Consider the following 25,326-nt stretch of genomic DNA (forward strand, 5'->3'; position numbering starts at 1 on the left):
ATGCCCTCTGTTTCGCAGACGTTGCCAATGTGGTCTGTGCGAAACGTCACAAGACAAACCCTTTTCCAATGCCTTTGTTTTGCCATATTCCGCCGACCCCAACAATGCGAAAACGGCGATTTACCGCCGAAACTTGCCCAAGAGGCTTGAATTGTTGAAAAATTCAGCATGCGGCAAATCGTGCGGCTGCGAAATCGAATGAATAATTACCCCTTTTCACAAGCATTGTCGGGTTTGTCGCTTCGGGATTAAGGCGAAAAAGAGACCTTTAGCCGCCCGATTCCCACACCAACACTCGCTTACACTGCATAATTTACAGTTAACCCCCTTCCTGTTTTCATGCTGCATTTGCCGCTGCCCCGCTTCCCCTTGCGGTGCCGCGCGTTATGTTGCATTTCCGGTTCGATCAATGGACCGACATCGAAGGGCAGCGAATATGGCCGACGGAACGACCGATATGCAGGCGAAACCCACCGAAGAAATCTCGGTCCGCGATGTGTTCGGCATCGATAGTGATATGAAGATAAAAGGGTTTGCCGATCGGACGGACCGCGTGCCTGATATCGACAGCACCTACAAGTTCGACGCTGACACAACACTCGCCATTCTGGCCGGGTTCGGCTACAACCGCCGCGTGATGATCCAAGGTTATCACGGGACCGGGAAATCGACTCATATCGAACAAGTCGCCGCCCGTCTGAACTGGCCCTCCGTCCGAGTGAATCTGGACAGCCATATCAGTCGGATTGACCTGATCGGGAAAGACGCGATCAAGCTGCGCGATGGTGTGCAGGTGACGGAATTTCACGAGGGCATTCTGCCTTGGGCCTTGCGCAATCCAGTCGCCATTGTCTTTGACGAATATGATGCGGGCCGCGCCGACGTGATGTTTGTGATCCAGCGTGTGCTGGAGGCGGACGGAAAACTGACCCTGATGGATCAGAACGAGATCATCACGCCAAATCCCTATTTCCGCCTGTTCGCGACGGCCAATACCGTCGGGTTGGGCGATACGACGGGCCTTTACCACGGGACCCAGCAGATCAACCAGGCGCAGATGGATCGCTGGTCGCTTGTCGCCACGCTGAATTACCTGTCGCACGACGCCGAGGCCGCGATCATTCTGTCAAAGTCGCCCCACTTCAACACCGAAAAGGGTCGCAAGACGATCAGCCAGATGGTGACCGTGGCCGACCTGACCCGGACCGCGTTCATGAATGGCGACCTGTCGACCGTCATGTCACCCCGGACCGTGCTGAACTGGGCCGAAAATGCGCGGATTTTCAAAGATATCGGCTATGCGTTCCGCCTGTCGTTCCTGAACAAGTGTGATGAGTTGGAGCGGCAAACGGTGGCTGAATTCTACCAGCGTTGTTTCGACGAGGAATTGCCCGAAAGCGCGGCGAGCCTGAGCTTGGGCTGAACCGAATGGATGCAACGAGGATCAGAATCAGTACATTCAGCCGATCGGTCGTCTTTGCCTTTTTATCGCTTATCGGCTGCGCCCCTGCCGACCCCCTTGCGGGGGCCTCTCCCTTTGCGACGATGGGGTGTGGTGGATACTATCTTGCGGTGGCCGCTGATCCGGCAACCTCGGCGACTGACAGGGCGTATTATGAGGCCTTGGCCGATGGTCTGGCCGTGGCGACGACCGCCTATAGCCCCGCAAGCCGCAACGAAGTGAAAACCGAGATGGTGCGTTGGCGCGACGAATGGCAGCGCGAGTTGCGGTCGGATTGGGCTCAGACTGCCGAAGGACGCGCGGAGAATGCGAATTTTGTCAGCGAATGTGCGGAACTGACGGCCAGTTTGCCGACAACGCGGAATATCACGCGGGCGGGATAGGCGACGCCTTCCTTTACCCAACGGCATGCGAAAACCCATGTTTTGCCAAAATTTAGGCCAAAACCATTATCACATTGGATGAGTGTAATGTGTGACATGGTTTTGTTATGTTTCGTTGTCAGTGGCCAGCCTTGTGTCTGGCAACTTTGTTGAATGTATCCGCACCCGTCCACGCGCAGGACTTGGGCCCCAATGCCCAGCTGCAATTCTTTGCGACCTGCGCCGGGCGGCTTGCTGCGGTGGTCGAACGGGAATGGAACGAGGACGGTACGATTTCCGCCCTTGCAGCGCATCAACGTGATCAGGTCGGTGACATCATTGCGGCCATCGCGACCCGCGACCGATCACGCGACGTCCTGATCTGGCGCAACGATGGCAAAGCGGCCCAAACCGCCCTGATTGCACGTGCCCGGTCCGCGGGCGACGCGGAGGACGCTGCCTGGGCGGCACGGCGCGCCCAGGAACTGCGGCGGGAATGCGTGTCAGTGCTACTTGGCTGACGAGCCACATCAACAGCATGTTTCCAAACTGACTGATTGATAGGCGAAAAATTAACCTTCATGCTGTATTTATGTGCGGTATGAAAACTCTTGTTACGAGTGTTGCTTTGATCCTTGGCCTGCAAGCCCCGATGGCGGTGGCTTTGGGGGTGCAGGATCAATTACGGGTCTTTGCGAATTGTGCAGGTCGCCTATCGGCGGTGATGGAGTACCAATGGATGGTCGATGGTCCGCAATCCGAACAAACCGAGACGCAGCGCGATCAGATGCTCGATCTGGTCGCCGCGATTATGCCTGTGGATCAAGGCCGCCAGGTATTGTCCTGGAGGGTGACAGCAAAATCGGCGCAATGGACGCTGCTCAGCCGGGCCACGTTCAACGATGATCCGGGGGATGCAGCCTGGGCGCGCAGAATGGCGGATCGTTATGCCGGGGAATGCACGGCCCTGCTCCTCAACTCATAAACGCCTTGCCAGCGTCATAGTCTTGCACAGATTATCCAGCTTCATATCGCGCAATATGGAGAAATGGAGCCAAGACAATGAAAATGACGATCGGGACACCGCTTCCACCCGAATATGAGGTGGGTCATAACGATCTGGCCGAGTCGGTCGCGGCACTGATCGCGCATGCTCTTTTACCGCTGTTCGCTGAGAACATGAGCGAAGATGCGGCCAAAGCGAATGTGCAGGGAATCCTGACCGAACTGGCGTATATCTTTGATGAGGGTGAGATCGTTCTGGGCGGGAAGAGCTATCGCCCCCGTCTGGCGTTTGTCGATGAGGCCGGTCAGGTATTGCCGGGCGCCGCTGCGCTGAACAATCTGCACGAGATGGTCGAAGACCCGTTCGACATCACGCCCGAAGCGCAGATTCGTTTCGAAGAAGACGTGTTTGTGGACGAGTAGCCCTCTGGCCTTCCGGCGCGCCGGGTTCTAGTTTGCAGATGAGCAAAGGACCGTGGCGATGAGCAAACCTTCCGACAATCCGGCCGATCCTTTTAAAAAGGCGCTGGCCGAGGCGACCAAAGTAATGGCGGATGACCCGGAACTGGCGGTGACCTATTCGGTCGACCCCGCCGGACAGACCACCGATACGATCCGCCTGCCGCAAGTGTCGCGCCGGATGACGAAGGATGAGGTTCTGCTGGCCCGTGGCACCGCCGATGCCTTTGCGTTGCGCCACAAATTTCACGACCCCAAAGTCGCTGCCAAATACATGCCGCAGGGCCAGATGGCGCAGGATTTGTATGAGGCGATGGAAACCGCCCGGATCGAGGCGATCGGCGCGGAATACATGCCCGGCACGGCTAGCAATATCGATGCCAAGATCGGCAATGAGGCGATGCGCAAGGGATATGACCAGATTACACAAGCCGCTGATGCGCCATTGTCCACCGCTGCGGGCTATCTGATCCGGCATTTGGCGACGGGGCGCGATATGCCCAAGGGGGCCGAGAACGTTATGGAGTTATGGCGCGGCTTTATCGAAGATCACTGTGGCGGGACGTTGGAAAACCTGGCCGGGACGCTGGATGACCAGCAGGCATTCGCGAAATTCGCGCGTCAGCTGATCAGCGATATGGGCTATGGCGACCAGCTGGGCGATGATCCGGATACGCTTGATGATGATCAGGACGACGAGGTCGAAGAAGGCAACGACAACGATCAGGATGAGCCTGACAGCACCGGCGATGACGAAAGCGAAGGCGAGGATGCCGACGCCTCGCCCGAGCAATCGCAGGAAGAACAGCAGGATGCGTCACAGGCACAGGTCAGCATGGACGATCAGGCTGACGCAGAGATGGGCGAAGAGACCGAAATGCCCGAAGGTGAAGCACCTTTGGAGCCGCCCGCGCCGCAGCCGATTTCCGAGGCCGATCCTGATTACCGTGTCTGGAGTGCGGAATTCGATGAAGAGATCGGGGCTGAGGATTTGGCAGAGCCGGTCGAGCTGGAACGCCTGCGCGCCTATCTGGATCAGCAGTTGGAGCCGCTGAAAGGCGCTGTGTCCCGACTGGCAAACAAATTGCAGCGCCGGTTGCAGGCGCAACAGAACCGATCATGGGAATTCGACCGCGAAGAAGGGATTCTGGATGCGGGGCGGTTGGCGCGGATCGTGGCGTCACCCACAACGCCGCTATCCTTCAAGGTCGAGAAGGATACCGATTTCCGCGATACGGTCGTTACGCTGCTTTTGGACAATTCCGGGTCCATGCGTGGGCGTCCGATTTCCATTGCCGCCATCTGCGCCGATGTCATGGCCCGCACGCTGGAGCGGTGTGATGTGAAGGTGGAAATTCTGGGCTTTACGACGAAGGCCTGGAAAGGCGGTCAAGCGCGTGAGCAATGGTTGGGCGATGGCCGCCCCTCAACGCCCGGTCGTCTGAACGATCTGCGTCACATCGTTTACAAATCCGCCGACGCGCCATGGCGGCGGACGCGCCCCAATCTGGGCCTGATGATGAAAGAAGGCCTGTTGAAAGAGAACATCGACGGTGAGGCGCTGGAATGGGCCCATCGGCGCATGCTTGCGCGGCATGAACAGCGCAAGGTACTTATGGTGATCTCGGACGGGGCGCCGGTTGACGATTCAACTTTGTCCGTCAACCCTGCGAATTACCTGGAAAAACACCTGCGGGACGTGATCGCGATGGTCGAAAAGCGCAAGGCGGTCGAATTGGTCGCCATTGGGATCGGTCACGATGTGACCCGGTACTACGAGCGCGCGGTGACGATCACGGATGTCGAGCAACTGGCCGGAGCGATGACCGAGCAACTGGCGAGCCTGTTTGACGCAGATCCGCGCAAACGCGCCCGAGTGCTTGGCATGCGCAAGGCTAGCTGAGTATGGAAAGCAACATGTTTCAGACATTCGAGGCGCAGTCTTTTCCCGAACAGGGGCCGCCCCGCCTTGCCGCGTTGCGTGTCCTGATGGCGCAGCACGAGGTGGATTGCTTTCTTGTTCCCCGCGCCGATGCGCATCAGGGCGAATATGTCGCCGACCGCGATGCCCGGCTGGAATGGTTGACGGGCTTTACCGGATCCGCGGGATTCTGCGCTGTGCTACAGAATGTCGCCGGCGTCTTCGTGGATGGCCGTTACCGATTGCAGGTACGTGCGGAGACGGCGGATGTCTTTACCCCGGTCGATTGGCCAGAGATCAAATTGGTCGATTGGCTGAAAGAGCAGATGCCGGAGGGCGGCGTGCTCGCCTATGATCCGTGGCTGCATACAAAGCAACAGATCGATGAATTGGCGGAAAAACTGGGTGGTTTTGCACTGCGGGCCGTCGACAATCTGGTCGATGCGATTTGGGACGATCAGCCCGCCCCGCCTGCGGCACGGTTTACGCAGCATCCGATGGAACATGCGGGCGAAAGCCATGACAACAAACGCGCCCGCCTTGCCGCTGATCTGAGGGCCAAGGCCGCGGTCATCACCCTGCCTGACAGCATCGCGTGGCTTTTGAACATTCGCGGTGCGGATATCCCGCGCAATCCTGTCCCCCACGGCTTTGCCGTGCTGCACGAGACGGGCAAGGTGGATCTTTATGCGGGGCCGGGTAAGGCCGATGATGTCGCGGATCATCTTGGGCCAGAAGTTACAGTGCGTGATGTGGCGGACCTGATCGATGGCCTGAAGGCGCTGGGGGGGTCGGTCCAGATCGATCCGGCCTCATGCCCGGCGGCGGTTGCCGTAGCACTTGAGGGCAAAAAGACCGTCGAGGCGCGCGATCCCTGCGTCTTACCCAAGGCCCGCAAGAATGCGACCGAGATTGCGGGCGCACGCGCGGCACATGAGCGTGACGCGGCTGCGATGGTCCGGTTTCTGGCCTGGCTGGACGCAGAGGCCCCGAAAGGAGGGTTGACAGAGATCGATGTCGTGACGGCCCTTGAGGGTTTTCGTCGTGATACCAATGCGTTGCGTGACGTCAGCTTTGAAACGATCAGTGGCGCCGGCCCAAACGGCGCCATCGTGCATTACCGCGTGAGTGAAGATACGAACCGCCCGGTCAAGCCGGGTGAATTGCTGCTGGTCGATAGTGGTGGCCAATATGTGGACGGGACGACCGATATCACCCGAACCGTCATTGTCGGCACCCCGACGGATGAGAATCGGACATGTTATACACGTGTATTGCAGGGCATGATCGCGCTGAGCCGTATCCGTTTTCCCAAAGGCGTGGGGGGGCAGCATCTGGATGCGCTGGCCCGTGCGCCGCTTTGGATGGCGGGGATGGATTACGACCATGGGACCGGGCATGGCGTCGGCAGCTATCTAAGCGTGCATGAAGGCCCGCAAGGTTTTTCGCGCCGCTATAAGGGAGTGCTAGAACCCGGCATGATCCTGTCGAACGAGCCGGGCTATTACAAGGAAGGTGCATTCGGCATCCGCATTGAAAACCTGATCGTGACCCGCGCGGCTGACGCCATCGCGGGCGGCGATGATCGCGAGATGCTGGATTTCGAGACGTTGACCTACGTGCCGCTGGACAGGAGGTTGATCGAGACCGATTTGCTGACGACGGCAGAACGGGACTGGATTGATCGCTATCACGCGGATACGCTCGCGCTTTTGGCACCGCGACTGGAGGCTGATACGCTGGGATGGTTGCAAAAGGCGTGCGCGCCTTTGTGATAAATACTTTTATCTGCAGGACTTACCGTCCAGATGATAAACGGGGGAGAGGAAGAATATCATGGTCGATCACATCAAAATTCGTCCGGCGAGCGGCAACTGGACGGTGCGGGCCGGTGGGGCCGTGCTGGCCGAAACCACGCAAGCATTGGAGCTGGTTGAAGGCGACTACCCTGCTGTCACTTACTTTCCCCGCGCCGACATCGCGATGGCGTTTCTGGAACCGAGCGAAACGACCTCTACCTGTCCGCACAAAGGGACCGCGACGTATTATTCCATCGCCGCGAAAAGCGGGCTGATCAAGGATGCGGCCTGGTCTTATGAGGATCCGAAGGACGGCGTCGCGCAGATCAAAGGGCATCTCGCCTTTTATCCGTCCAAGGTCGCCGTCGAAGAGGTTTAGGAATGCTCTTCGGCTGCGGTTTCTGACAGGGCGCGGTTCATCGCCTTCAATGCATCGACCTGGAAAAGGGCGCCCCACAATTCGGGCGGCTGCCCTTCGCCCTGCAGTGTTACCACGGGGATGAAAGCATGACCCGCCTGTTCGAACATGGGCATCGCCTGTTCCAGCGTCGCGTTCCCGTCGATATAGACGCCGTCGCCGATGAGGTCCCAACATGCCTCTTCACCCGCGGCTTTCGGTGCGTCCTTGGGGCGCATGATGGTCGAGACTTTGAATGTTGCCAAGAGATAGGCCTGCGGACCGGCTGCCAAATGCACGTTGCGCCTTTCAAGTTGCGTCAAAAAGAAGGACCGGTCCACCAGCTTGGATGCCAGCGCGGTGGACAACGACACCGACACCATGACCGCCAGGCCGGTCTGCCAGTCGCCTGTCAGTTCGAACACGATCAGCGTCGTCGAAATCGGCGATCCCAGAACAGCCGCCGACACCGCGCCCATCCCCGCGAGTGCATAGAGGGTTCCTTCACCAGATACATTCGGGAAAATCGCTGTGGCGATTATGCCGAAGGCCAAGCCGGTCATGGCGCCGATCATCAGCGATGGTGAGAAAACCCCGCCACCCATGCGACCACCCATAGTGATGGCCACAGCGATAACTTTGACGAAAACGAAAACGACCGCCTCGTGCATCAAGAGCGTACCGGTCAGCGCTGCCGACGTGGTTTCATAGCCGACCCCGATGATATGTGGATACCAAATTGCGATAATGCCCAGCAGCGCACCTGCGACGGCAGGTCGGAGAAAACGCGGCAGACCAGTGATATCCTGTATGAAACCGGCAAAATCCTCGGCCCAGAAAATCGCGCGCATCAGCAGAACCGCCACGAGTCCGCAAAGTAGCCCAAGCAGCAGAAAGGCGGGGAGCTCGACATAGAAAGCCAGCGCATTCTTTCCGCTTAACACAAACTCGGTCACGTCCCCGAAAGCCAACCGGTTGATCACCGTCCCGGCGACCGATGCGATGACGATCGGCGCAAAGGCATGCACGGCGAAATGGCGCAGCACCACCTCCAACGCGAAGAGCGCCCCGGCGATCGGTGCGTTGAAGCTGGCCGATACGGCAGCGGCCACGGCGCATCCCAGCAGGTCCCGACCGGTGATTCCGTTCGCCCTGATGAATTTGCAAACGGCAGTCGCTATCACGGCAGCAAGGTGGACGACCGGGCCTTCCCGCCCGGACGATCCACCGGACGACAACGTGATCAGCGACGCGGCGGCTGAGGCCAGACCGGCCCGAGTCTCGACCCGCCCTTCGTTAAGTGCGGCACCTTCGATGACGTCCGCCACCGACCGGACACGGCCATCGTTGGTAAAGCGATCGAGGATCACGCCCACGATCAATCCGCCGCAAATGGGGATCAACAGAATCTGATACCAGGCAAGCCCGGCCGCAAAACTGGCGAGATAGGCAGGGTCGTTGGTCCCGTAAAGCAACGATTGTGCCCATTCGATCCCCAACCGAAACAGCACCGCCGCGATACCGGCTGCAATGCCGATGGCAAGGGCAATGAACCAGAACTGAAACTGGCTTGGACCGCGGGTCTTAATCACACGAAACGCTTCGCGCGTATCGGACTTCAGGTCGCGCACCTTGCGTTCTATGGCTGCCTGAACCGATTTCGCCATGATGACCGCCGATCCCTCGTTACGCGGCGTTTCGGTCAACGCCGTTGCGTCACCCGATCACCGATTGAGCGCTTTCTAATGCCGATTGCACGGCACGCTCAATCAGGTATTTCGCCGCGCATTTTACCAATCGGACAACGAATCACTTCAGAAACAAGGGCCTACGTCAATGATAACCGAGTTCAAAGGCGGATCGTTGTAACTTAATCCATAACAATCGATGCTTTCATTGACTTTTTCGTTTGGTTTTCGGGATTCTATGCCGGAGACATCCTGCGAAGTTCTGCCGATGCAAAATTGTCACAATATTGAATGTAAATAGTTTCATGTTTGTCGGCGGACGTGCGCGCCGACCTGACGTAACGACAACCTTTGCGGGACTGTAGCATCAACCCTGATCCGCCCTACAAGATCATTACGGCGCGCTGAAAAATTCGCTAAAAAGTTTAGAAATGACTGAAAGAACAAAGAAATACTGGTTTTTATTCAAGTTTTTCGTTGCCTCATCAATGAATAATTTAATGCATAATAGACCTTTACGTAAAGCCAGGAAGTCAACCATTGGTATATAAGTCAGCAATAGTGACATACTTTGGGATAGGTTGATGGTGTAAATACGGCTCTGCTAAAAAGCTAGCACGCGATCTTATGATTGCGATGTTGGTAACGAGTATCTGGGTTCGGTTTCGTATTTCGGCGGAAACTTGCTCAACGTTAAGCGAAGGAAACGTTTGCGGATCCTTCACGACATATTTGAGACGTGCGTTGCGGAGGTGAGTGGCCAAGACGTACATGTTACGAGTGGGTTGGGTAACCCGTATGTTCCGGGGGTGGCGCACCGTCATATGATGTGAGTGTCACCCCCAATTTATGAGTTTAAGGTCCAAAAACGGTTGACATCTTGTATAGGGTGTCAGCCGTTTTTCATATTCCGATCAGCTCTTGCGCGGCGGCTCGCGCGGCATCGGTTACTTTGTCACCCGATAGCATCCTGGCAATTTCATCGATCCGCGCAGGCGGATCGAGCGGCACGACCGTAGACAGCGTGCTGTCCGCGCTTTGGCGTTTTTCGACCCGCCAGTGATGACGCCCGAAAGCCGCGACCTGCGGGGAATGTGTTACCACCAGGACCTGACCGTCGCTGGCCAGGTCCGCCAATCGCCGCCCGACGGCATCGGCAGTTGCGCCGCCAACACCCCGGTCGATTTCGTCAAAAATCATGGTCAGCCCTGCATCGGCCTGGGTCAGGCATACCTTCAATGCCAGCAGAAAGCGGCTTAGTTCACCCCCGGACGCGATCTTGTTCAATGGGCCGGAGGGTGCACCAGGATTTGTCGCGACCGTGAATGCGACGGCATCGACCCCGTCCGGCCCGGGATCGGCGGGGGCGAACGTCGTTTCAAACACGGCGCGTTCCATCTTGAGCGGGGCGAGCTCCGCCGCCATCGCCTGATCCAAGGCTTTGGCGGCTGTTCGACGGGCTGCTGACAGCGATCCGGCGTGTTCATCGTAGGCCGTTTGCGCGGCTTGCACCTGCCCCTGCAGCGCAGCAAGATCGCCGACGCTGTCATCAAGGACGGCCAAACGGCCGCGCAGATCATCCGCCAACGCGCTAAGGCCGTCGGCCTGAACGTTGTGCTTGCGGGCAAGACCGCGCATGGCAAACAGCCGCTCCTCGACATCTTCCAGTTCAGAGGTGTTAAACGACAGCGCATCAAGGCATTGAACTACGCCTTGTTGCGCGTCATCCAGCGCGACCATCGCCTGCTCGATAGCGCCAAGCGGTGCGTCCAACTGCCCTTCTGCCTTGTCGGCAACCCCTTGTAGCCAACGCGAGGCATCAGTCATCATGCCTTCGGCCCCGTTAAGGCCAAGCGCCTCTGCCGCCTTGCCAATGTCCTCTCGGATCCGCTCGGCAGCCTGCATGAACCGCCGTTTGGTATCCAGCGCAGCCTCTTCCCCCGGTTCGGGGGCCAAAGCATCCAGTTCGCCGACGGCGTGGCGCAGGAAATCCTCTTCGGCCCGCGTTTCGGCAACCCGCGCCTTGGTCTTGGCCAAAGCGTCTCTTGCGTTGCACAAGGCGCGCCATGCGGTGCGGGTTTTAGCGCGCTGTCCGTCAAGAGCCGCATAGGCATCCAGCATGTCACGATGGCCACGAGGGTTCAGCAGACCCCGATCATCGTGCTGGCCGTGCAGTTCGACAAGCGTATCGGACAGAGCGCGCAACACCTCACCACTGACCCGCCTGTCGTTGACCCAAGCCGTCTTGCGCCCGTCGCGTGTGTTGACCCGGCGCAGGATCAGTTCGTCTTCGCACCCGACCCCGGCCTCTTCCAGGACGGCAAAGGCCGCATGTTCGGTGGGTAGATCGAACCACGCCGTCACCTCACCCTGATCGGCCCCCTGTCGCACCAGTTCGGCCCGGCCCCGCCAACCCAGAACGAACCCCAGGGCGTCCAGCAGGATGGATTTGCCCGCGCCTGTTTCACCAGTCAGAACGTTCAAGCCCGGCTGAAACGTCAGTTCCAACCGGTCGATGATCAACATGTCCCGAATATCAAGGCCGCGCAGCATGCTACATCTCTACCACGGCTATTCCGCCATGGTCAGAGCCATTCACCGCGCACCACCTGTCGGTAGATCGAGGCCAGCCAGTTGTCGCCGCGCACCTCTGCCGGTAGGTCGCGGCCGTTGAGCAGCGCAAAGCTCGATTCATACCACTGGCTTGACCGATAGTTCAGCCCGAGGATCGCGCCGGCGGTTTGAGCTTCGTTATTGAGCCCAAGCGCGAGGTAGCTTTCGACCAAGCGATGCAACGCCTCGGCGGTATGGGTCGTGGTCTGGAAATCCTCGACAACCGTGCGGAAACGGTTCACCGCTGCGGCGTAGTGACCCCGCTTGAGGTAATAGCGTCCAATCTCCATCTCTTTCGCCGCCAGATGATCGAACGCAAGGTCGAATTTCAGCACGGACGTTCGGGCATATTCGCTGTCCGGATAAACCTCGATCACCTGTCGCAAGGCCTGCAGCGCCTGAAAGGTCAGCCCCTGATCGCGCCCGACCTCATCAATCTGATCGTAATACGAGAGGGCCAGCAGATAGGCCGCATAAGCAGCATCGTCTTCCGCCGGGTAGAAATCCAAATAGCGCTGCGCAGCGGCGCGGCTGTTGGGATAATCGCCGTCCCGGTGATAGGCAAAGGCCTGCATGATCAGCGCGCGTTCGGCGAATTCGGAATACGGATAAAGCCGTTCGATTTCGCCAAAAGAAAAGGCGGCGTCGTCGGCTTGCCCGGCCTCTAGCTGTCTTTCGCCGCGAGCGAAGATTTGCTGCGCTGTCAGGTCTTCCAACGGCGCTTCGGGTTGATTGCCACATGCCCCCAACAGCGCAAGCGCCAAAGCCGCACCAATGATTGGGCGTATCCTGCTTGTGCTGCCTGACATTATTGATGTCCTAACCCGTGGTCGCTCGATCGATGGACGCATTGGCCCTTGGTTACCGGACGGTCTAGCATAGAAAAATCGAGGGCAAAATGCCTTTTGCGCCCTGCCTCGATCAACGATTAGTGGGTGTGTTCAAGCGACCGCGTGTAAATCGGCCGCACTGACGCCGACACCTGGCAAACGCGCGGCTGTTTTTGCGTCGCACGTGATCCAACGCCAGGCGGTTGGATCAGCGAAAAGTGCGCGCAGCAACTTGTTCGTCATCGCATGGCCCGACCGGCTGCCTGTGTAGCGTCCCAAGATCGGCGCACCGGCTGTATAAAGATCACCCAGCGCATCCAGCATCTTGTGCCGCACAGCCTCATCCGTGTGCCGCAGGCCACCCGGGGTCAGCACCTTGTCGCCATCGACGACAACGGCGTTTTCCATCGTACCACCCAAGGCAAGCCCTTTGGCCCGCATGGCATCCACATCCGAAGACCGGCAGAACGTCCGGCTATCACAAAGTTCGCGGACGAAACTGCCATTGGCCAGGTTCATCACCTTGTGTTGGCGCCCGATCGCCGCATCGGCGAAGTCGATGGCGAAATCAATCTGCAATGTGGTGGCAGGCGATAGCGTGGCGACCGACATCCCCTCGGTCACGCTGACATCCTTCAACACTTCGATCGCCCGCAAGGGAGCAGATAGCCGGATCACACCCGCATCGACGATTCCGCGCACGAAACCTGCAGCGCTGCCGTCGAGGATAGGCAACTCAGGCCCGTCTATATCGACCACCGCATTGTGCACACCGCAACCGGCTAAGGCCGCCATCAGGTGTTCGATGGTGGACACGGTCACGCCGTCGGCATTCGTCAGCCGCGTATTCAATGGCGACACAATGACATTGTCCCAGGTCGCATGCAGTTTGGGGTAATCGGTCAAATCAACCCGCCGAAATACGATCCCGGTTGACGCTGGGGCAGGACGCACGACAACCGTAACAGGCATGCCGGTATGCAAACCGATGCCGTCAAAGGTTACGTCTGTTTTCAATGTCGTCTGCACGAAGGTCAGCCTTTGTTTGCCTTGATCCTGAATTAAGCTGCCCTGCCCTGTCGCTCAACACACAGTTTACAACGGTCTGAAACATGGCATGGCTTTTTTGTGGCATGGATTTTGCAGTTGCAGCAAGATATTGTTTTAAAAACAAAAAAGGCCGCCTATCGGCGACCTTCTATTGATTCTGACCTTGCGTCTTTTTTTTGGCTCAGTTCGCCTGACGCCGCAGAAAGGCCGGGATTTCGATCCGTTCCTGATCCTCGTTTGCCTCGGGTTCCTGCCGAATAGCTGTCACCTGCGGCTGTGTCCGCGCGGGCTGTGGTGTGCCACCTTCGGCTTGCGCACCGGTCATCCGGTTGATCAAAGAGTTGATCCCGAAACGTGGCTTTTCACCCTCTACCTCTGTTTGGGTCGCGGCTGGGCGCTGCTGCGGCTGGGCTTGTGTAGGTGCCTTGGCGACAGCGGCCTGCAGACGTGCGATCGCTTCTGGGGTCGGTGTACCCGGTGTTGCAGCAGCGGGTGCGCGCGGCGCGACAAAGGTCTCTGCCTCGGTCAGTTGCGGTGCCGGCCGTGGTGAATAGGCAGGCGGAGGCATGTCATCCACAGCGGCTGCGACGGGCTGTGGTTGTGGTTCCGGCTCGGCCCGCGGTTGGAAGGCCACCGGCTCGGGTGCGGCGCGTGGCACATCAAGTTCAGCAAAGCTGGGCTGTGCATCCTCGACTTGCGCTGCGACAGCGGGTGCCTCTGCCACCGTTTCTTCGACCGATACTGTCTGGGCCAAGGGGGCCGCCATCGACCGGCGCGGCAGCGGCGAATCCGCGTTGCTAACCGTGGCGTCGATGCCTGTTGCAACCACAGAGACGCGCATGCGGCCTTCCATTTCGGTATCCAGCGTGGAACCCACAATGATATTCGCGTCGCCATCGACCTTTTCGCGGATCTTGTTCGCCGCTTCGTCCAGTTCGAACAGGGTCAGGTCGTAACCGCCGGTGATGTTGATGAGGACGCCTTTCGCGCCTTCCAGCGAAATCTCGTCCAGAAGTGGGTTGGCGATTGCCTTTTCAGCGGCCTGAACCGCGCGGTTTTCGCCGTCGGCCTCGCCTGTGCCCATCATCGCCTTGCCCATTTCGTCCATCACGGCGCGGACATCTGCGAAGTCCAGGTTGATCAGACCGGGACGGACCATCAGGTCGGTCACGCCTTTAACACCTTGATACAGCACGTCGTCAGCAAGCGCGAAGGCCTCGGTAAAGGTCGTGTTCTCGTTGGCGAGGCGGAACAGGTTCTGGTTGGGAATGATGATCAGCGTATCGACGACCTTTTGCAGAGCTTCCACCCCGTCTTCGGCCTGTTTCATCCGTTTGGCACCTTCGAACTGGAAGGGTTTGGTTACGACACCGACAGTCAGCACACCCAATTCACGCGCCGCCTGCGCGATGATGGGGGCGGCACCTGTCCCTGTGCCGCCACCCATACCGGCAGTGATAAAGCACATATGTGCCCCTGCCAGATGGTCGACGATCTGTTCGATGCTTTCCTCGGCGGCGGCCGCGCCAACCGTTGCGCGGGCCCCGGCCCCCAACCCTTCGGTAACCTTGAGCCCCATCTGAATCTTGGCGCTGGCTCGCGATTGCTGCAGCGCCTGCGCGTCCGTGTTCGCCACGACGAATTCGGTCCCGTCGAGCTCTTTCTCGATCATGTTGTTGACCGCGTTGCCGCCGGCTCCGCCAACACCGAACACGGTGATACGTGGCTTCAGTTCTTCATGCCCGGGAAGGGAGAGATTCAATGTCATTACTCGATCCGCCTGTTTTTATGCCCGTGCCCACGAGCGCCTGCTGATTGTTTTTTGTTATCGTAGCCGAGTGGTGCCGAAAGGTCACGACAAAAACACAAAAATGACACCAAATATGGAGAAAAAACTTGCCGCTCCCGCTGGATATCCACGGATCGGCAAGATGTTGCGTATTACCAGTTATCCTTGAACCATTTTACGGCCCGTTTCAGCGATCGCGCCGGATAGTTTTCGGCCGGAATCTCGAAATCCCACCATTCATCCTGTGGATTCGCCGCGAACAGCGTGAGACCCACGGCGCTGGAAAAGGCCGGGCCGATGGCGGCCTGAGGGAGACCCTGCACCCGCAACGGACGACCCAATCGGACCTGCTGGCCAAGGATTTTGCTGGCCAGCCCGTCAAGCCCGGGGATTTGTGACCCGCCGCCGGTCAGCACGATCTGCTGGCTGGGGAGATGTTCGAAACCTGCTGCATCCAGACGACTGCGCACCTCTTCCAGAATTTCCTCGACCCGTGGCCGCATTATTCCGATCAGTTCGGCGCGGCTGACGGTCCGACGGTCATGTTCCCAATCGCCCGTATCGCCGCCGATCTCGATCATCTCGCGGTCATCCATGCCGGTAGCAACGACGCCGCCGTAGAATGTTTTGATCCGTTCAGCGGTCGCCCCCGGGATTTGCAGGCCCATGGAAATGTCTGACGTCACATGCTCTCCGCCCATACGCACAGCATCGGCATAGATCATGTGTTTCTTCATGAAGATCGATACGCCGGTCGAACCGCCACCAAGGTCGATACAGGCCGCGCCCAGTTCCTGCTCGTCCTCTACTAGCGAAGACATACCCGACACGTAAGCCGACGAGGCCAGCCCGGCCAGTTCCAGATCGCACCGTTTGATACAGTAAAACAGGTTCTGGATCGCCGCAGCATCCACGGTCAGCATGTGCATGTCGGTGGTGAGCGTATGGCCGATCTGGCCGCGCGGGTCGGACAGGCCCGAGCGGTGATCAAGTGCGAAATTCACCGGCTGCGCGTGCAGCACCTCGCGCCCTTCACCGTAATCTGGCACGTCGCAATTCGCCATGACCTGGCTGATATCCTGTTCGGTGATCACGCCGTCGGACACATTGAGCGATCCGTCCAGCCCATAGGACCGAGGCCGTGCGCCCGAGAAACAGGCGATGACGTGGTCGACCCGGACATTGGCCATCTTTTGCGCAGCTTGCAGGGCGGTGCGGATCGCGCGCTCGGTTTCTTGCATCGCATCGACCTCGCCAAAGCGGATCCCGCGTGACCGCGTCGTCGCCGCGCCGATCACCCGAAACTGCGACTGGCCGGCCATGGAGCCGACGCCATCGGCGCTGCGAAACTGCTCTGGCCCATCAAAGCGCAACACAAGGCAGGCGATCTTGGAGGTTCCGACATCAAGGGTCGCAACCACCCCCCGCTGCATCGCCGCCTTGCGCATTTGCCGCATCGCCCGCTGGCTGTCGTAGAGATCGCCCATTACTCGTCTGCCTCATCGTTTATTGTTATTTCGTTCGCCCGCCGCATCGCTATCGCAGCCTCCTGGCTCATCCGCAGGGTCGGGCGTGCGGCGTTGCGCATATCCACTACGACGACGTCGCGTTTCAGGATGTCCCGCGCTTCGTTCAGCGCGACGATGCGATTGAAAGCGGCCACCGGATCATCGCCCGGCAACAGAATGCGCTGGTCGCGATCCAGCACGATATCCCAGCGACGTTCGCCCATGCGCACCAGACCGCGCACCCGGTCGCGCAAAGGCCCCGATCCAGCATAAAGTTTCAGCGCTTCTTCGATCTTGCGCTCGGCCCCGTCACCCGCGATCAGCGGAAGATCGAGCCGGTCGGCCCTTGAACCGATCGTCCCGGATTCGATGCCTTCGCCATCGATCAGACGCAAGACCGCACCATCCCGCCACAAGGCGACCGGTTCGCGCGGGCTCAGCACGACCTGCAGCGCGCCATTCTGGCCCATGCGGACCCGTGCGGATTTCACGGCATCGAGCGCCTCGACCCTTTGGCGCATGGCTTCGAGGTCCAGATCAAAGGACGACACCGGAAACGTGATCGGCAGTTCAGCTGCGGCGGCAGCCGTGAGCGGACCGTCACCTCCGCTGATCGTCATGGATTGCACCATGAATTGCGGGCGCTCTTGAAAGCTCCGCTTGGCCTCGGCGATGCGGGCGTTCAGCATCGCGCGGTTTTCTTCGTGCGAGAACCAGCTGGTCATTATCGCCCCGACCAGAAGGATGGGCACCCCGACACGCAGAAACGCCCGAAACCCCGGCGTCAGCATCAGCCGCTGCATCCGGTAGGTCAGCCGTGATGGGGCGGGATCACGCGGCGCATCTGCAGCTTTGCGGCGGAAGATCAGCGATCGCATGATGCATCCTCCACCAGCCAGCGGCACAGTTCCGGAAAGGTGATCCCCACATGCTTGGCCTGTTCGGGGGTAAGTGATGTGGGCGTCATGCCGGGCTGAGTATTGGTTTCGAGCAGGATCAGGCCGTCCAGCCCGCGCGTCTCGTCCCAACGGAAGTCAGTCCGCGACAAACCACGGCAGCCCAATGCGTGATGGGCCCGCAGGGCATAATCCATGCAGGCATCGAAAATCTCTTGCGGTATGTCAGCCGGGATCACATGGCGCGACCCGCCCGGTGCATACTTCGCGTGATAGTCGTACCAGCCATCGGTAATGATGTCGGTGACGGTGAGGGCGCTGTCGCCCAGAACGGTTGTGGTCAGTTCGCGGCCCGGCGCGTAAGCCTCGACCATGACTTGTTCGGGCATATCATCGGCCAGCTGCGGCGGGCTATTGGCGTCTTTGTCAACGATGTAGATGCCGACGCTGGACCCTTCATTATATGGTTTCACCACATATGGCGGCTGCATCACGTGCCGGGTGCGGACGTCATCAGAGGACGCAAGCAGGCTATCGACAACCGGCAGACCGGCGGTACGATAGACATTCTTCGTCCGCTCTTTGTCCAATGCCGTGGCAGAGGCCAGCACGCCGGAATGGGTGTAGGGCATGCGGTGCCATTCGAGCAGCCCCTGCACCACGCCATCTTCGCCCAGCGGTCCATGAAGGGCGTTGAAAACGACATCGGGTTTGATTTCAGTCAGTCGCGCGACAAGGTCGGGGCCCGCATCGACCTCGATCACCTCGCATGCTGCTTCCCGCAAAGCCGCCGCACATTCGCGGCCCGAACTCAGCGAAACCTCACGCTCCGCCGATGGACCGCCCATCAGAACGACAACTTTCGGGTTTGCCCTGCTCGACATACCCAACCGCCTTTTTCGCGGGTCTTTTCGACCCGTCGTTTCTTTGTGATCCTTGCCTCGGATCGGGTCGTTTCGACCTGTTATTGCGCGGTATCTTTCCCCTGACGGCGACCGACCCGCATAATTTCCCACTCTAGGGTAATGCCTTGCGTATCGTAAACCTTTTTCCGCACCTCTTCACCCAAATCCTCGAGATCCGCGGCGGTGGCATCGCCGGCATTGGTCAGAAAATTGGAATGTTTGGTGTTCATGATCGCTCCGCCGAGGGTCGCGCCACGCATGCCGGCATTGTCGATGACCTTCCATGCCTTCAGGTCGTGCACATCGTCGGCGCGCCCGGTCGAGGAAAATCCGGCAGGATTGCGGAAGGTGGAACCGGCGGTGCGATCCTTCGTCGGTTGGGTTTCGTCCCGTTTGGTCAGCTGTTCCTGCATGCGCCGGGCAAGGACATCGGGGGCACCATTGGGCGGCGCGAACGTGGCGCTTATGATGACGGCGCCATCCGGGATCACGCCGTTGCGATAAGAGAGATGCAACTTTTCGGCGGTGACTTCGGTCATCGTGCCGTCGCGCAAGACGAGCGTTACCGATGTCAAGACATCGGCCACATAAACCCCATAGCAGCCCGCATTCATCCGGACGGCACCGCCGATCGTTCCGGGAATCGTGCGGAGGAAGGTCAGGTCCAACCCGGCCTCTGCCGCCTTGCGGGCGACATGGGCATCGAGCGCTGCCGCGCCAGCGGTCACGGTTTGACCGCTGATCTCGATCCCGTTGAAACCACGGCCCGGACGGATCACGACACCGTTGATCCCGCCATCGCGCACGATCAGGTTGCTACCTACACCCATTGGAAAAACCGGAATGGACGGATCGAGGCCTGCCAGAAAACCAGACAGGTCATCCGGATCAGCCGGCTGAAACAGGACATCTGCTGGCCCGCCGACGCGCAGCCACGTCAAATCCGCCAAATGCCGATTTTCCGTCAACGTGCCGCGCACTGCAGGAAGATCACGCATATATGTCCTTTCGACCTTTGATCCAGCCAATCGTGCCTGCGATGAAAAGACCTGCCGCACTTGGCGCGCTGACGAACATCAAGGCACCCAGATACCAATCCCAATCAATGCTGTGCTGCATTCCAGAATACATCATCAGTGTAAAGCCGACCCAAATCGCCGCCATGATCGTGATGGCGATGCCAATGTGACGGCGTGCGCACCAATAGGCGAGCGTTGCCGACGGGATAAGCACGGCAAGTATGATCAACGCTGTTTCGATCATGCGGCGGTCGGTTGTGGTTTGGTGATCCAACCAATCACCCCGCCAAGACCGAACCCCGCCGCACCGGGCGCGCAAAGGCCGAGTAGTGCAAGCAGATAACCCAGCCCGTCCCAGCCGCTGGCGTTCTCGAGGCCGATGAACATGAATGCGCTAAAGGCAAAGACCAGCCCGCCGATTGTCCACATCGCGGCAACTTTGCCTTTTTTCGCCAGCATGTAGGTCAGGCCACCTGTACCTAGTAACGTGATGGCTGGAATTACATATAAGAGGATTTCTTCCGACATGATTCGTCTCCGTTATTGAACTGTGTTCATCTTTTATCAAATTTGTGAACGTTGTTCAATAATTAAATTTGACGATCATCCCTCCGCCGCAACATCCATCCCAACAGCGCCCCTGCGCTTCCTCCCAGAAAAGCGGGCAAAGCCCCGACGAAAACTAGCATTGTCGCGATCACAGGATCGACCCCGATCTGGCGCCCGGTCGCATAAAACAGAATAACCAGAACCGCGCCAAGCACCGACATGATCGTCAACGCCACCCCCGAGGCCCCTTTGCGTACCAGCCATGCCAACAATGCCATCGCGCCAAAGGCGAGACCCGTCATCCCCCCGATGATCGCAATTTCAATCACGTGCGTGTCCGCCCATCTGCCGCATCAGCCACAAATATAGATAATAAACGGGCCAGCGCAGCACGGCGGCCCCAACCGCCAGCCCGATAAACCCAATCAAGGGCCCGTCACGCCATGTCACCCAAACCAAAAGCGGCACGCCAACCGCCATCAATACATAAGCCCGCCGCCAATGGTGATCATTCGACGGAACCAGCTGCATTATGAAGGCAATCAAAACCCATATAGAGATCATGAAAAGCGATAACGTCATTTCGGTATCTCCGGTCGTTGTCCCTTTGCGCGTCGATAGAAATAAACAAGCGGATTGCGGAACATCGAAGCGAAAGCGGCGAAGCCCATCACGGCCAAGACCCAGCCATGCGCGATGCCGATCCAGATCAACAGGATCGGAGCGGTTATCAGCAACGTGATGCCCGGTGCATACTGATATCGCATCGGCAGCAGCGCCGTGAGCGTGGCCGCAAAGACCCAAAGAATGCCAAGAATTGCAGGAATGCTCATGTATGATCTGTCATCAGTCACCGTTCTGTTTGTCACTAAGCGAAAATAGCGACCAAATGATGACCGACCAGCCGTTTCAGATCACGTTTTTTCCAACCGTCCGGGCAGCGCATTTGCCCAAGCACTGATCGTCCCGGCCCCAAGGCACACGACCATGTCCCCCGGTTTCGCCTGTTCCCGCACGATCCGTTCCAGGTCGTCCTCGGATTCGACAATCCGCGCGTGCCGGTGTCCATGGCGGATCAGGCCGGCAACGAGGTCGGTGTGGTTTGCACCTGCAATCGGGTCCTCTCCGGCGGCAAAGACTTCGGAGATGCCCACGACATCCGCGTCGTTGAAGCAGGCGCAGAATTCGTCGAAATGGTGACTTAGCCGCGTGTAGCGGTGCGGCTGGTGCACGGCGATCACGCGACCGTCAGTGGCTTGACGGGCGGCCTTCAGGACGGCTGCGATCTCGACCGGGTGGTGGCCGTAATCGTCGATGATCGTGACGCCATCGACCTCGCCCACTTTGGTGAAGCGCCGGTTGACCCCGCCGAAGCCTTTCAGGGCGGCGCGGATTTCGTCCTTTTTCATGCCCAGATGGCGGGCGACTGCCACGGCAGAGAGCGCGTTTGAGACGTTGTGATCGCCGGGCATCGGTAGTTCGCAGCCTTCGATCACGGCGTCCTCATTTTGCAAAGCCACGTCAAAGAACGCAGCACCCCCGCTATAGCGCAGGTTCACCGCGCGGATATCGGCCTGCGCGTTGAACCCGTAGGTCACGACGCGCCGGTCGGTGATCTTGCCCACGAGCGATTGCACGTCGGGATCGTCGGTGCAGCAGACGGCGAGGCCGTAAAAGGGAATGTTCGACACGAAGTCGTAGAACCCCTGATGCAGCGCCTCTTCGGTCCCCCAATGTTCCATATGTTCGGGATCGATGTTGGTGACGATGGCGATGGTCGCGGGGAGGCGGTTGAAGGTGCCATCGCTTTCATCCGCCTCGACCACCATCCATTCGCCCTGCCCCATCCGCGCGTTGGAGCCATAGGCATGGATGATGCCGCCATTGATGACGGTGGGGTCGATGCCGCCTTCGTCAAGGAGCGCGGCGACCATGGTTGTCGTCGTCGTTTTGCCGTGAGTGCCTGCGACGGCCACGTTGGATTTGAGGCGCATGAGTTCGGCGAGCATTTCGGCCCGGCGGACGACGGGCAGGCCTTTAGCCCGTGCCTCGTCCAGTTCCGGATTGCCGCATTTGATCGCGGATGAGATCACGACGACCTCGGCCCCTTCCAGGTTCTCGGCCTTTTGCCCTTCATAGATCACCGCGCCCAGCGATTTCAGCCGGTCGGTGATCTTGGATGATTTCAGGTCGGAGCCCTGCACCTGATAGCCGTGGTTCAAGAGCACCTCGGCGATGCCCGACATGCCGATGCCCCCGATCCCAACGAAATGGATCGGCCCGACATCAAGCGGAAGTTTCGTTGCGGCGTTCATGCGCGGGTTCCCGTCCATCATTCTTGTTGTCCCTCTGCCAGATTTTCTACCAAGTCCACAAGGCGTTCAGTTGCGTCAGGCACCGCACAGGCCAGTGCCGCATGCGCCATTCGCATTGCCCCTTCTTCGGTGCTAAGCACCGTTTCGATCTGTTCGCACAGGCTGTCGACCTCAAACACGCTTTCGGGCATCAGAATGGATGCGCCTGCATCGACCAGCTGCCTTGCATTGGCGGTTTGCTCGTCCCGAATGGCCGTGCCGAGCGGCACCCAGATTGCCGGCCGCCCAATGATGCTGACATCGGCAACGGTCGAGGCGCCCGACCTGGCAATCACCAGTTGCGCATCTGCCATGCGACCCGGCACATCATCGAAAAAAGTCTGCACGTCGGCGGTGATCAGTTCACTGGCATAGTACTCGGCGACCCGCGCAACGTCCTCTTCCCGCGCCTGATGGCTCACGCGGATGTTGCGGCGGAGATGTTCGGGCAGGCTTGCGATGGCAGGCGGCACGACGTCGGACAGGATACGGGCGCCTTGCGATCCGCCCAGCACAAGGATCGCCATCGGGTAATCACCTGGGGGAATATAGGGGGCCTGATACCGGTCGAGGATGGCCGCACGCACAGGGTTGCCAGTGTGAAAACCCTCAACACCTTTGGGTAGATCCGTCGGCCATGTCCCGCAAGCCACCTGATGCACACGCTTGGCGAACAGCTGATTGACCCTGCCCAGAACACCATTCTGCTCATGGATCATCCGGGGAATACGCAAAACCCAGGCTGCGGCCATCGCCGGGATCGTCGGATATCCACCGAAGCCCACAACTACTTTGGGTCGGTCGCGCAGCATGCGCCATTTGGCCATGCCGATTCCGCCAACGATACGGAACGGGGCCAACAATTTTTGCAGGATGCCGCCCCGGGCAAAAGTTGCGCTGCCGACGACCGAAATCTCGACAGCCTCCGGGAACGCGCCCACGTACCGCGCACCCCTTGCATCGGTCGACAGGCGCACCCGCCAGCCTTTTTCCAGCATTGCCTCGGCCAGGGCCTGCGCGGGGAACATGTGCCCGCCGGTCCCTCCGGCGGCGATGATCAGCAGTGGCGCTTTCATCGGTTTGCCCTGCGCATCAGGATATCCTCCATCTCGCCCTGCGGGCGGGTGCGGGTGAAGGCGAGCAGCATCCCGACAGCAATCCCACCAGCGATGAGGGACGAGCCACCGTAAGAGACGAACGGCAATGTCATGCCCTTGGCGGGCAAGAGGCGCACGGCGACCCCCATATTGATCATGGCCTGCACACCGAAGGTGCAGGCCAGCCCCGTCCCCGCGAGGCGAATGAACGGGTCGCGTTCTTTCATCAGCCGCAGAAGCGAACGCACGACGATGACGGCATAAAGCGCGATGATTACCAGCACGCAAATCAAACCGTACTCCTCAGCGGCGACGGCGATGATGAAATCCGTATGGGCGTCAGGCAGGGACCATTTCACTTGCCCCTCGCCCACACCAACGCCAAAGAAGCCGCCCTCGCGGATCGCGTTGGTGGCATAGCCAAGCTGCGTCGTGGGGTCCAAATCTGGCGATAGGAATCCGTCAATCCGGCGGGCGAAGTGCTCGGAATTCGAATAGGCGATGGAGCCGGCAAAAATCACCAGCCCGGCCAGAATGATCAGCAAAAGCATCGGCGCCCCGGCCACGAAATACATCACACCCCAGGCGAACAGGATCAAGGCCGCTTGCCCGAAATCGGGCTGCATCGCCAGCATGAGGACGATGACCATGGTCAGCACGAAAGAATAGGTCTTGCCGGGTGGGCCGCCGATCTGCTGGCTTGCGGCCAGCAACCACGCCGCCATTACGACAAAGCCGGGTTTGAGGAATTCGGAAGGCTGTATGGCGGCAAAGCCCAGCGAATACCACCGGGTCGCGCCCTTGCCGAAATCGGTCCCCAGAACCGGCAGCATTGCGAGGGCGGCAAAGGCCGCGACAAAGCCGAGCACGGCCAACCTGCGCACCATAGTAGGAGACATCATCGACGTGATGAGCATCACGGCCATGGCCATGCCGCCGAATACTGCCTGGCGGGTGACATAGTGAAAAGGTTCAAGCCCGTTTTTGGCAGCCAATGGGGGCGACGACGCCAATCCCAGCAAAAGCCCGATCCCGAAAAGAACGAGGATGCAGGACATTGTCCATTTGTCGATTGTCCGCCACCATCTGGGAATAACCGGGTCGCCGGATGAAACCGGGACCGCCCCATGGACCATTTCCGTCATGGATCACCGCCATACTGCCTCTGATGCCCGGTTTTCCGGGTCTGTGCGCAGCATAGCTGGCATTTTCGGGTGATTCTACAAAAAGATGACCGGTGCCGTACGCGACAAGAATTTTAGATAAAATTCTTGGGCTTACGATTTTTCTTTTGAAAGATTGTCGCCACCTTCAAGCGCCACGATCCGGGCATTCAGCGCTTCGTTCTCTTCGCGGGCCTTTTGGGCCATGGTGCGCACTGCTTCGAACTCTTCGCGCGTGACCAGATCGCGATCGGCCAGCCAGCGGTCCATCAGCGACGACAACGCCGTTTGCGCCTCGTCCCGTGCACCTTGGGCGACGCCCATGGCATTGGTCATCAACTGGCTCAGGTCATCGAAAATCTTGTTCTTGGTCTGCATGGTAATCTCCATCTGGTTAGGGCTTATATGGAACCTCTATCGCCCTGACACAAGTATGGTTGACTTCGCCCAACGGGCGGGA

At 59.1% G+C, this 25,326-nt stretch carries 26 protein-coding genes; 8 read left to right on the forward strand and 18 right to left on the reverse strand.

The window, feature by feature from the left end; genetic code table 11:
- Window positions 1-436 precede the first annotated feature (436 nt).
- The 8 genes from cobS to V8J85_RS06955 all read left to right on the forward strand — a co-directional run bounded on the left by cobS (window position 437) and on the right by V8J85_RS06955 (window position 7,387).
- Complete coding sequence (gene cobS / locus V8J85_RS06920; protein WP_339952946.1) at window positions 437-1,423, forward strand: cobaltochelatase subunit CobS; 987 nt, start codon at window positions 437-439, stop codon at window positions 1,421-1,423.
- A gap of 5 nt (window positions 1,424-1,428) precedes the next feature.
- Window positions 1,429-1,845: a hypothetical protein gene (locus V8J85_RS06925; protein ID WP_339952947.1), complete on the forward strand. Its 417-nt coding sequence runs from the start codon at window positions 1,429-1,431 to the stop codon at window positions 1,843-1,845.
- Between the two features lie 149 nt (window positions 1,846-1,994).
- On the forward strand, window positions 1,995-2,345 hold the full coding sequence (locus V8J85_RS06930; RefSeq protein WP_339952948.1) for a hypothetical protein: 351 nt from the start codon (window positions 1,995-1,997) through the stop codon (window positions 2,343-2,345).
- 80 nt (window positions 2,346-2,425) lie between these two features.
- The gene (locus V8J85_RS06935; RefSeq protein WP_339952949.1) at window positions 2,426-2,809 is read left to right on the forward strand and encodes a hypothetical protein; all 384 of its coding nucleotides are present in this window, start codon (window positions 2,426-2,428) and stop codon (window positions 2,807-2,809) included.
- A 77-nt stretch (window positions 2,810-2,886) separates the two neighbouring features.
- The gene (locus V8J85_RS06940; protein WP_339952950.1) at window positions 2,887-3,252 is read left to right on the forward strand and encodes a hypothetical protein; all 366 of its coding nucleotides are present in this window, start codon (window positions 2,887-2,889) and stop codon (window positions 3,250-3,252) included.
- A gap of 58 nt (window positions 3,253-3,310) precedes the next feature.
- Window positions 3,311-5,191, forward strand: coding sequence for a cobaltochelatase subunit CobT (gene cobT / locus V8J85_RS06945; RefSeq protein WP_339952951.1), 1,881 nt, complete (start codon window positions 3,311-3,313; stop codon window positions 5,189-5,191).
- A gap of 14 nt (window positions 5,192-5,205) precedes the next feature.
- Window positions 5,206-6,984 carry an aminopeptidase P family protein gene (locus tag V8J85_RS06950; protein WP_339952952.1) on the forward strand — a complete coding sequence of 593 codons (1,779 nt, stop codon included), beginning with the start codon at window positions 5,206-5,208 and terminating at the stop codon, window positions 6,982-6,984.
- Between the two features lie 61 nt (window positions 6,985-7,045).
- Window positions 7,046-7,387 carry a DUF427 domain-containing protein gene (locus V8J85_RS06955; RefSeq protein ID WP_339952953.1) on the forward strand — a complete coding sequence of 114 codons (342 nt, stop codon included), beginning with the start codon at window positions 7,046-7,048 and terminating at the stop codon, window positions 7,385-7,387.
- Here V8J85_RS06955 and V8J85_RS06960 read toward each other — a convergent pair.
- From V8J85_RS06960 to V8J85_RS07045, 18 genes are all read right to left on the reverse strand, one after another.
- Window positions 7,384-9,072 (reverse strand): chloride channel protein, encoded by a 1,689-nt coding sequence (locus V8J85_RS06960; protein ID WP_339952954.1) that lies wholly within the window; start codon window positions 9,070-9,072, stop codon window positions 7,384-7,386. The genes V8J85_RS06955 and V8J85_RS06960 overlap by 4 nt on opposite strands.
- A 924-nt stretch (window positions 9,073-9,996) precedes the next feature.
- Window positions 9,997-11,646 (reverse strand): DNA repair protein RecN, encoded by a 1,650-nt coding sequence (recN, locus tag V8J85_RS06965; RefSeq protein WP_339952955.1) that lies wholly within the window; start codon window positions 11,644-11,646, stop codon window positions 9,997-9,999.
- Window positions 11,647-11,678: 32 nt separating this feature from the next.
- Window positions 11,679-12,515 (reverse strand): outer membrane protein assembly factor BamD, encoded by an 837-nt coding sequence (locus tag V8J85_RS06970; RefSeq protein WP_339952956.1) that lies wholly within the window; start codon window positions 12,513-12,515, stop codon window positions 11,679-11,681.
- Window positions 12,516-12,647: 132 nt separating this feature from the next.
- On the reverse strand, window positions 12,648-13,565 hold the full coding sequence (gene lpxC, locus V8J85_RS06975) for a UDP-3-O-acyl-N-acetylglucosamine deacetylase (RefSeq protein ID WP_339952957.1): 918 nt from the start codon (window positions 13,563-13,565) through the stop codon (window positions 12,648-12,650).
- 202 nt (window positions 13,566-13,767) lie between these two features.
- The gene (gene ftsZ / locus V8J85_RS06980; protein WP_339952958.1) at window positions 13,768-15,354 is read right to left on the reverse strand and encodes a cell division protein FtsZ; all 1,587 of its coding nucleotides are present in this window, start codon (window positions 15,352-15,354) and stop codon (window positions 13,768-13,770) included.
- A gap of 173 nt (window positions 15,355-15,527) precedes the next feature.
- Window positions 15,528-16,862, reverse strand: a complete 1,335-nt coding sequence (gene ftsA / locus V8J85_RS06985) for a cell division protein FtsA (protein ID WP_339952959.1) — start codon at window positions 16,860-16,862, stop codon at window positions 15,528-15,530.
- Window positions 16,862-17,761: a cell division protein FtsQ/DivIB gene (locus V8J85_RS06990; RefSeq protein WP_339952960.1), complete on the reverse strand. Its 900-nt coding sequence runs from the start codon at window positions 17,759-17,761 to the stop codon at window positions 16,862-16,864. Before V8J85_RS06990 ends, ftsA begins: the two co-directional genes overlap by 1 nt.
- Entirely contained in the window at window positions 17,749-18,663 is a 915-nt protein-coding gene (locus tag V8J85_RS06995) for a D-alanine--D-alanine ligase (protein WP_339952961.1), read from the reverse strand. The genes V8J85_RS06990 and V8J85_RS06995 overlap by 13 nt, the downstream gene beginning before the upstream one ends.
- 80 nt (window positions 18,664-18,743) lie before the next feature.
- Window positions 18,744-19,682, reverse strand: coding sequence for a UDP-N-acetylmuramate dehydrogenase (gene murB / locus V8J85_RS07000; protein ID WP_339952962.1), 939 nt, complete (start codon window positions 19,680-19,682; stop codon window positions 18,744-18,746).
- The gene (locus V8J85_RS07005; protein ID WP_339952963.1) at window positions 19,675-19,947 is read right to left on the reverse strand and encodes a hypothetical protein; all 273 of its coding nucleotides are present in this window, start codon (window positions 19,945-19,947) and stop codon (window positions 19,675-19,677) included. The genes murB and V8J85_RS07005 overlap by 8 nt, the downstream gene beginning before the upstream one ends.
- Window positions 19,944-20,231, reverse strand: a complete 288-nt coding sequence (locus V8J85_RS07010; RefSeq protein WP_339952964.1) for a hypothetical protein — start codon at window positions 20,229-20,231, stop codon at window positions 19,944-19,946. The genes V8J85_RS07005 and V8J85_RS07010 overlap by 4 nt, the downstream gene beginning before the upstream one ends.
- Window positions 20,232-20,293: 62 nt before the next feature.
- A complete protein-coding gene (locus V8J85_RS07015) occupies window positions 20,294-20,581 on the reverse strand; it encodes a UDP-N-acetylmuramate--alanine ligase (RefSeq protein ID WP_339952965.1) in 288 nt (95 codons plus the stop codon).
- Window positions 20,574-20,783 (reverse strand): DUF2484 family protein, encoded by a 210-nt coding sequence (locus V8J85_RS07020; RefSeq protein ID WP_339952966.1) that lies wholly within the window; start codon window positions 20,781-20,783, stop codon window positions 20,574-20,576. The genes V8J85_RS07015 and V8J85_RS07020 overlap by 8 nt, the downstream gene beginning before the upstream one ends.
- 47 nt (window positions 20,784-20,830) lie before the next feature.
- Window positions 20,831-21,085 (reverse strand): DUF2484 family protein, encoded by a 255-nt coding sequence (locus V8J85_RS07025; protein ID WP_339952967.1) that lies wholly within the window; start codon window positions 21,083-21,085, stop codon window positions 20,831-20,833.
- An 81-nt stretch (window positions 21,086-21,166) separates the two neighbouring features.
- On the reverse strand, window positions 21,167-22,567 hold the full coding sequence (gene murC / locus V8J85_RS07030; RefSeq protein ID WP_339953082.1) for a UDP-N-acetylmuramate--L-alanine ligase: 1,401 nt from the start codon (window positions 22,565-22,567) through the stop codon (window positions 21,167-21,169).
- Between the two features lie 17 nt (window positions 22,568-22,584).
- The gene (locus tag V8J85_RS07035) at window positions 22,585-23,682 is read right to left on the reverse strand and encodes a UDP-N-acetylglucosamine--N-acetylmuramyl-(pentapeptide) pyrophosphoryl-undecaprenol N-acetylglucosamine transferase (protein ID WP_339952968.1); all 1,098 of its coding nucleotides are present in this window, start codon (window positions 23,680-23,682) and stop codon (window positions 22,585-22,587) included.
- On the reverse strand, window positions 23,679-24,848 hold the full coding sequence (gene ftsW, locus V8J85_RS07040) for a putative lipid II flippase FtsW (protein ID WP_339952969.1): 1,170 nt from the start codon (window positions 24,846-24,848) through the stop codon (window positions 23,679-23,681). The genes V8J85_RS07035 and ftsW overlap by 4 nt, the downstream gene beginning before the upstream one ends.
- A gap of 132 nt (window positions 24,849-24,980) precedes the next feature.
- Window positions 24,981-25,244, reverse strand: a complete 264-nt coding sequence (locus V8J85_RS07045; protein WP_339952970.1) for an accessory factor UbiK family protein — start codon at window positions 25,242-25,244, stop codon at window positions 24,981-24,983.
- Window positions 25,245-25,326: the final 82 nt, after the last annotated feature.

This window comes from Yoonia sp. 2307UL14-13, from assembly GCF_037572755.1.
GTDB lineage: Bacteria > Pseudomonadota > Alphaproteobacteria > Rhodobacterales > Rhodobacteraceae > Yoonia.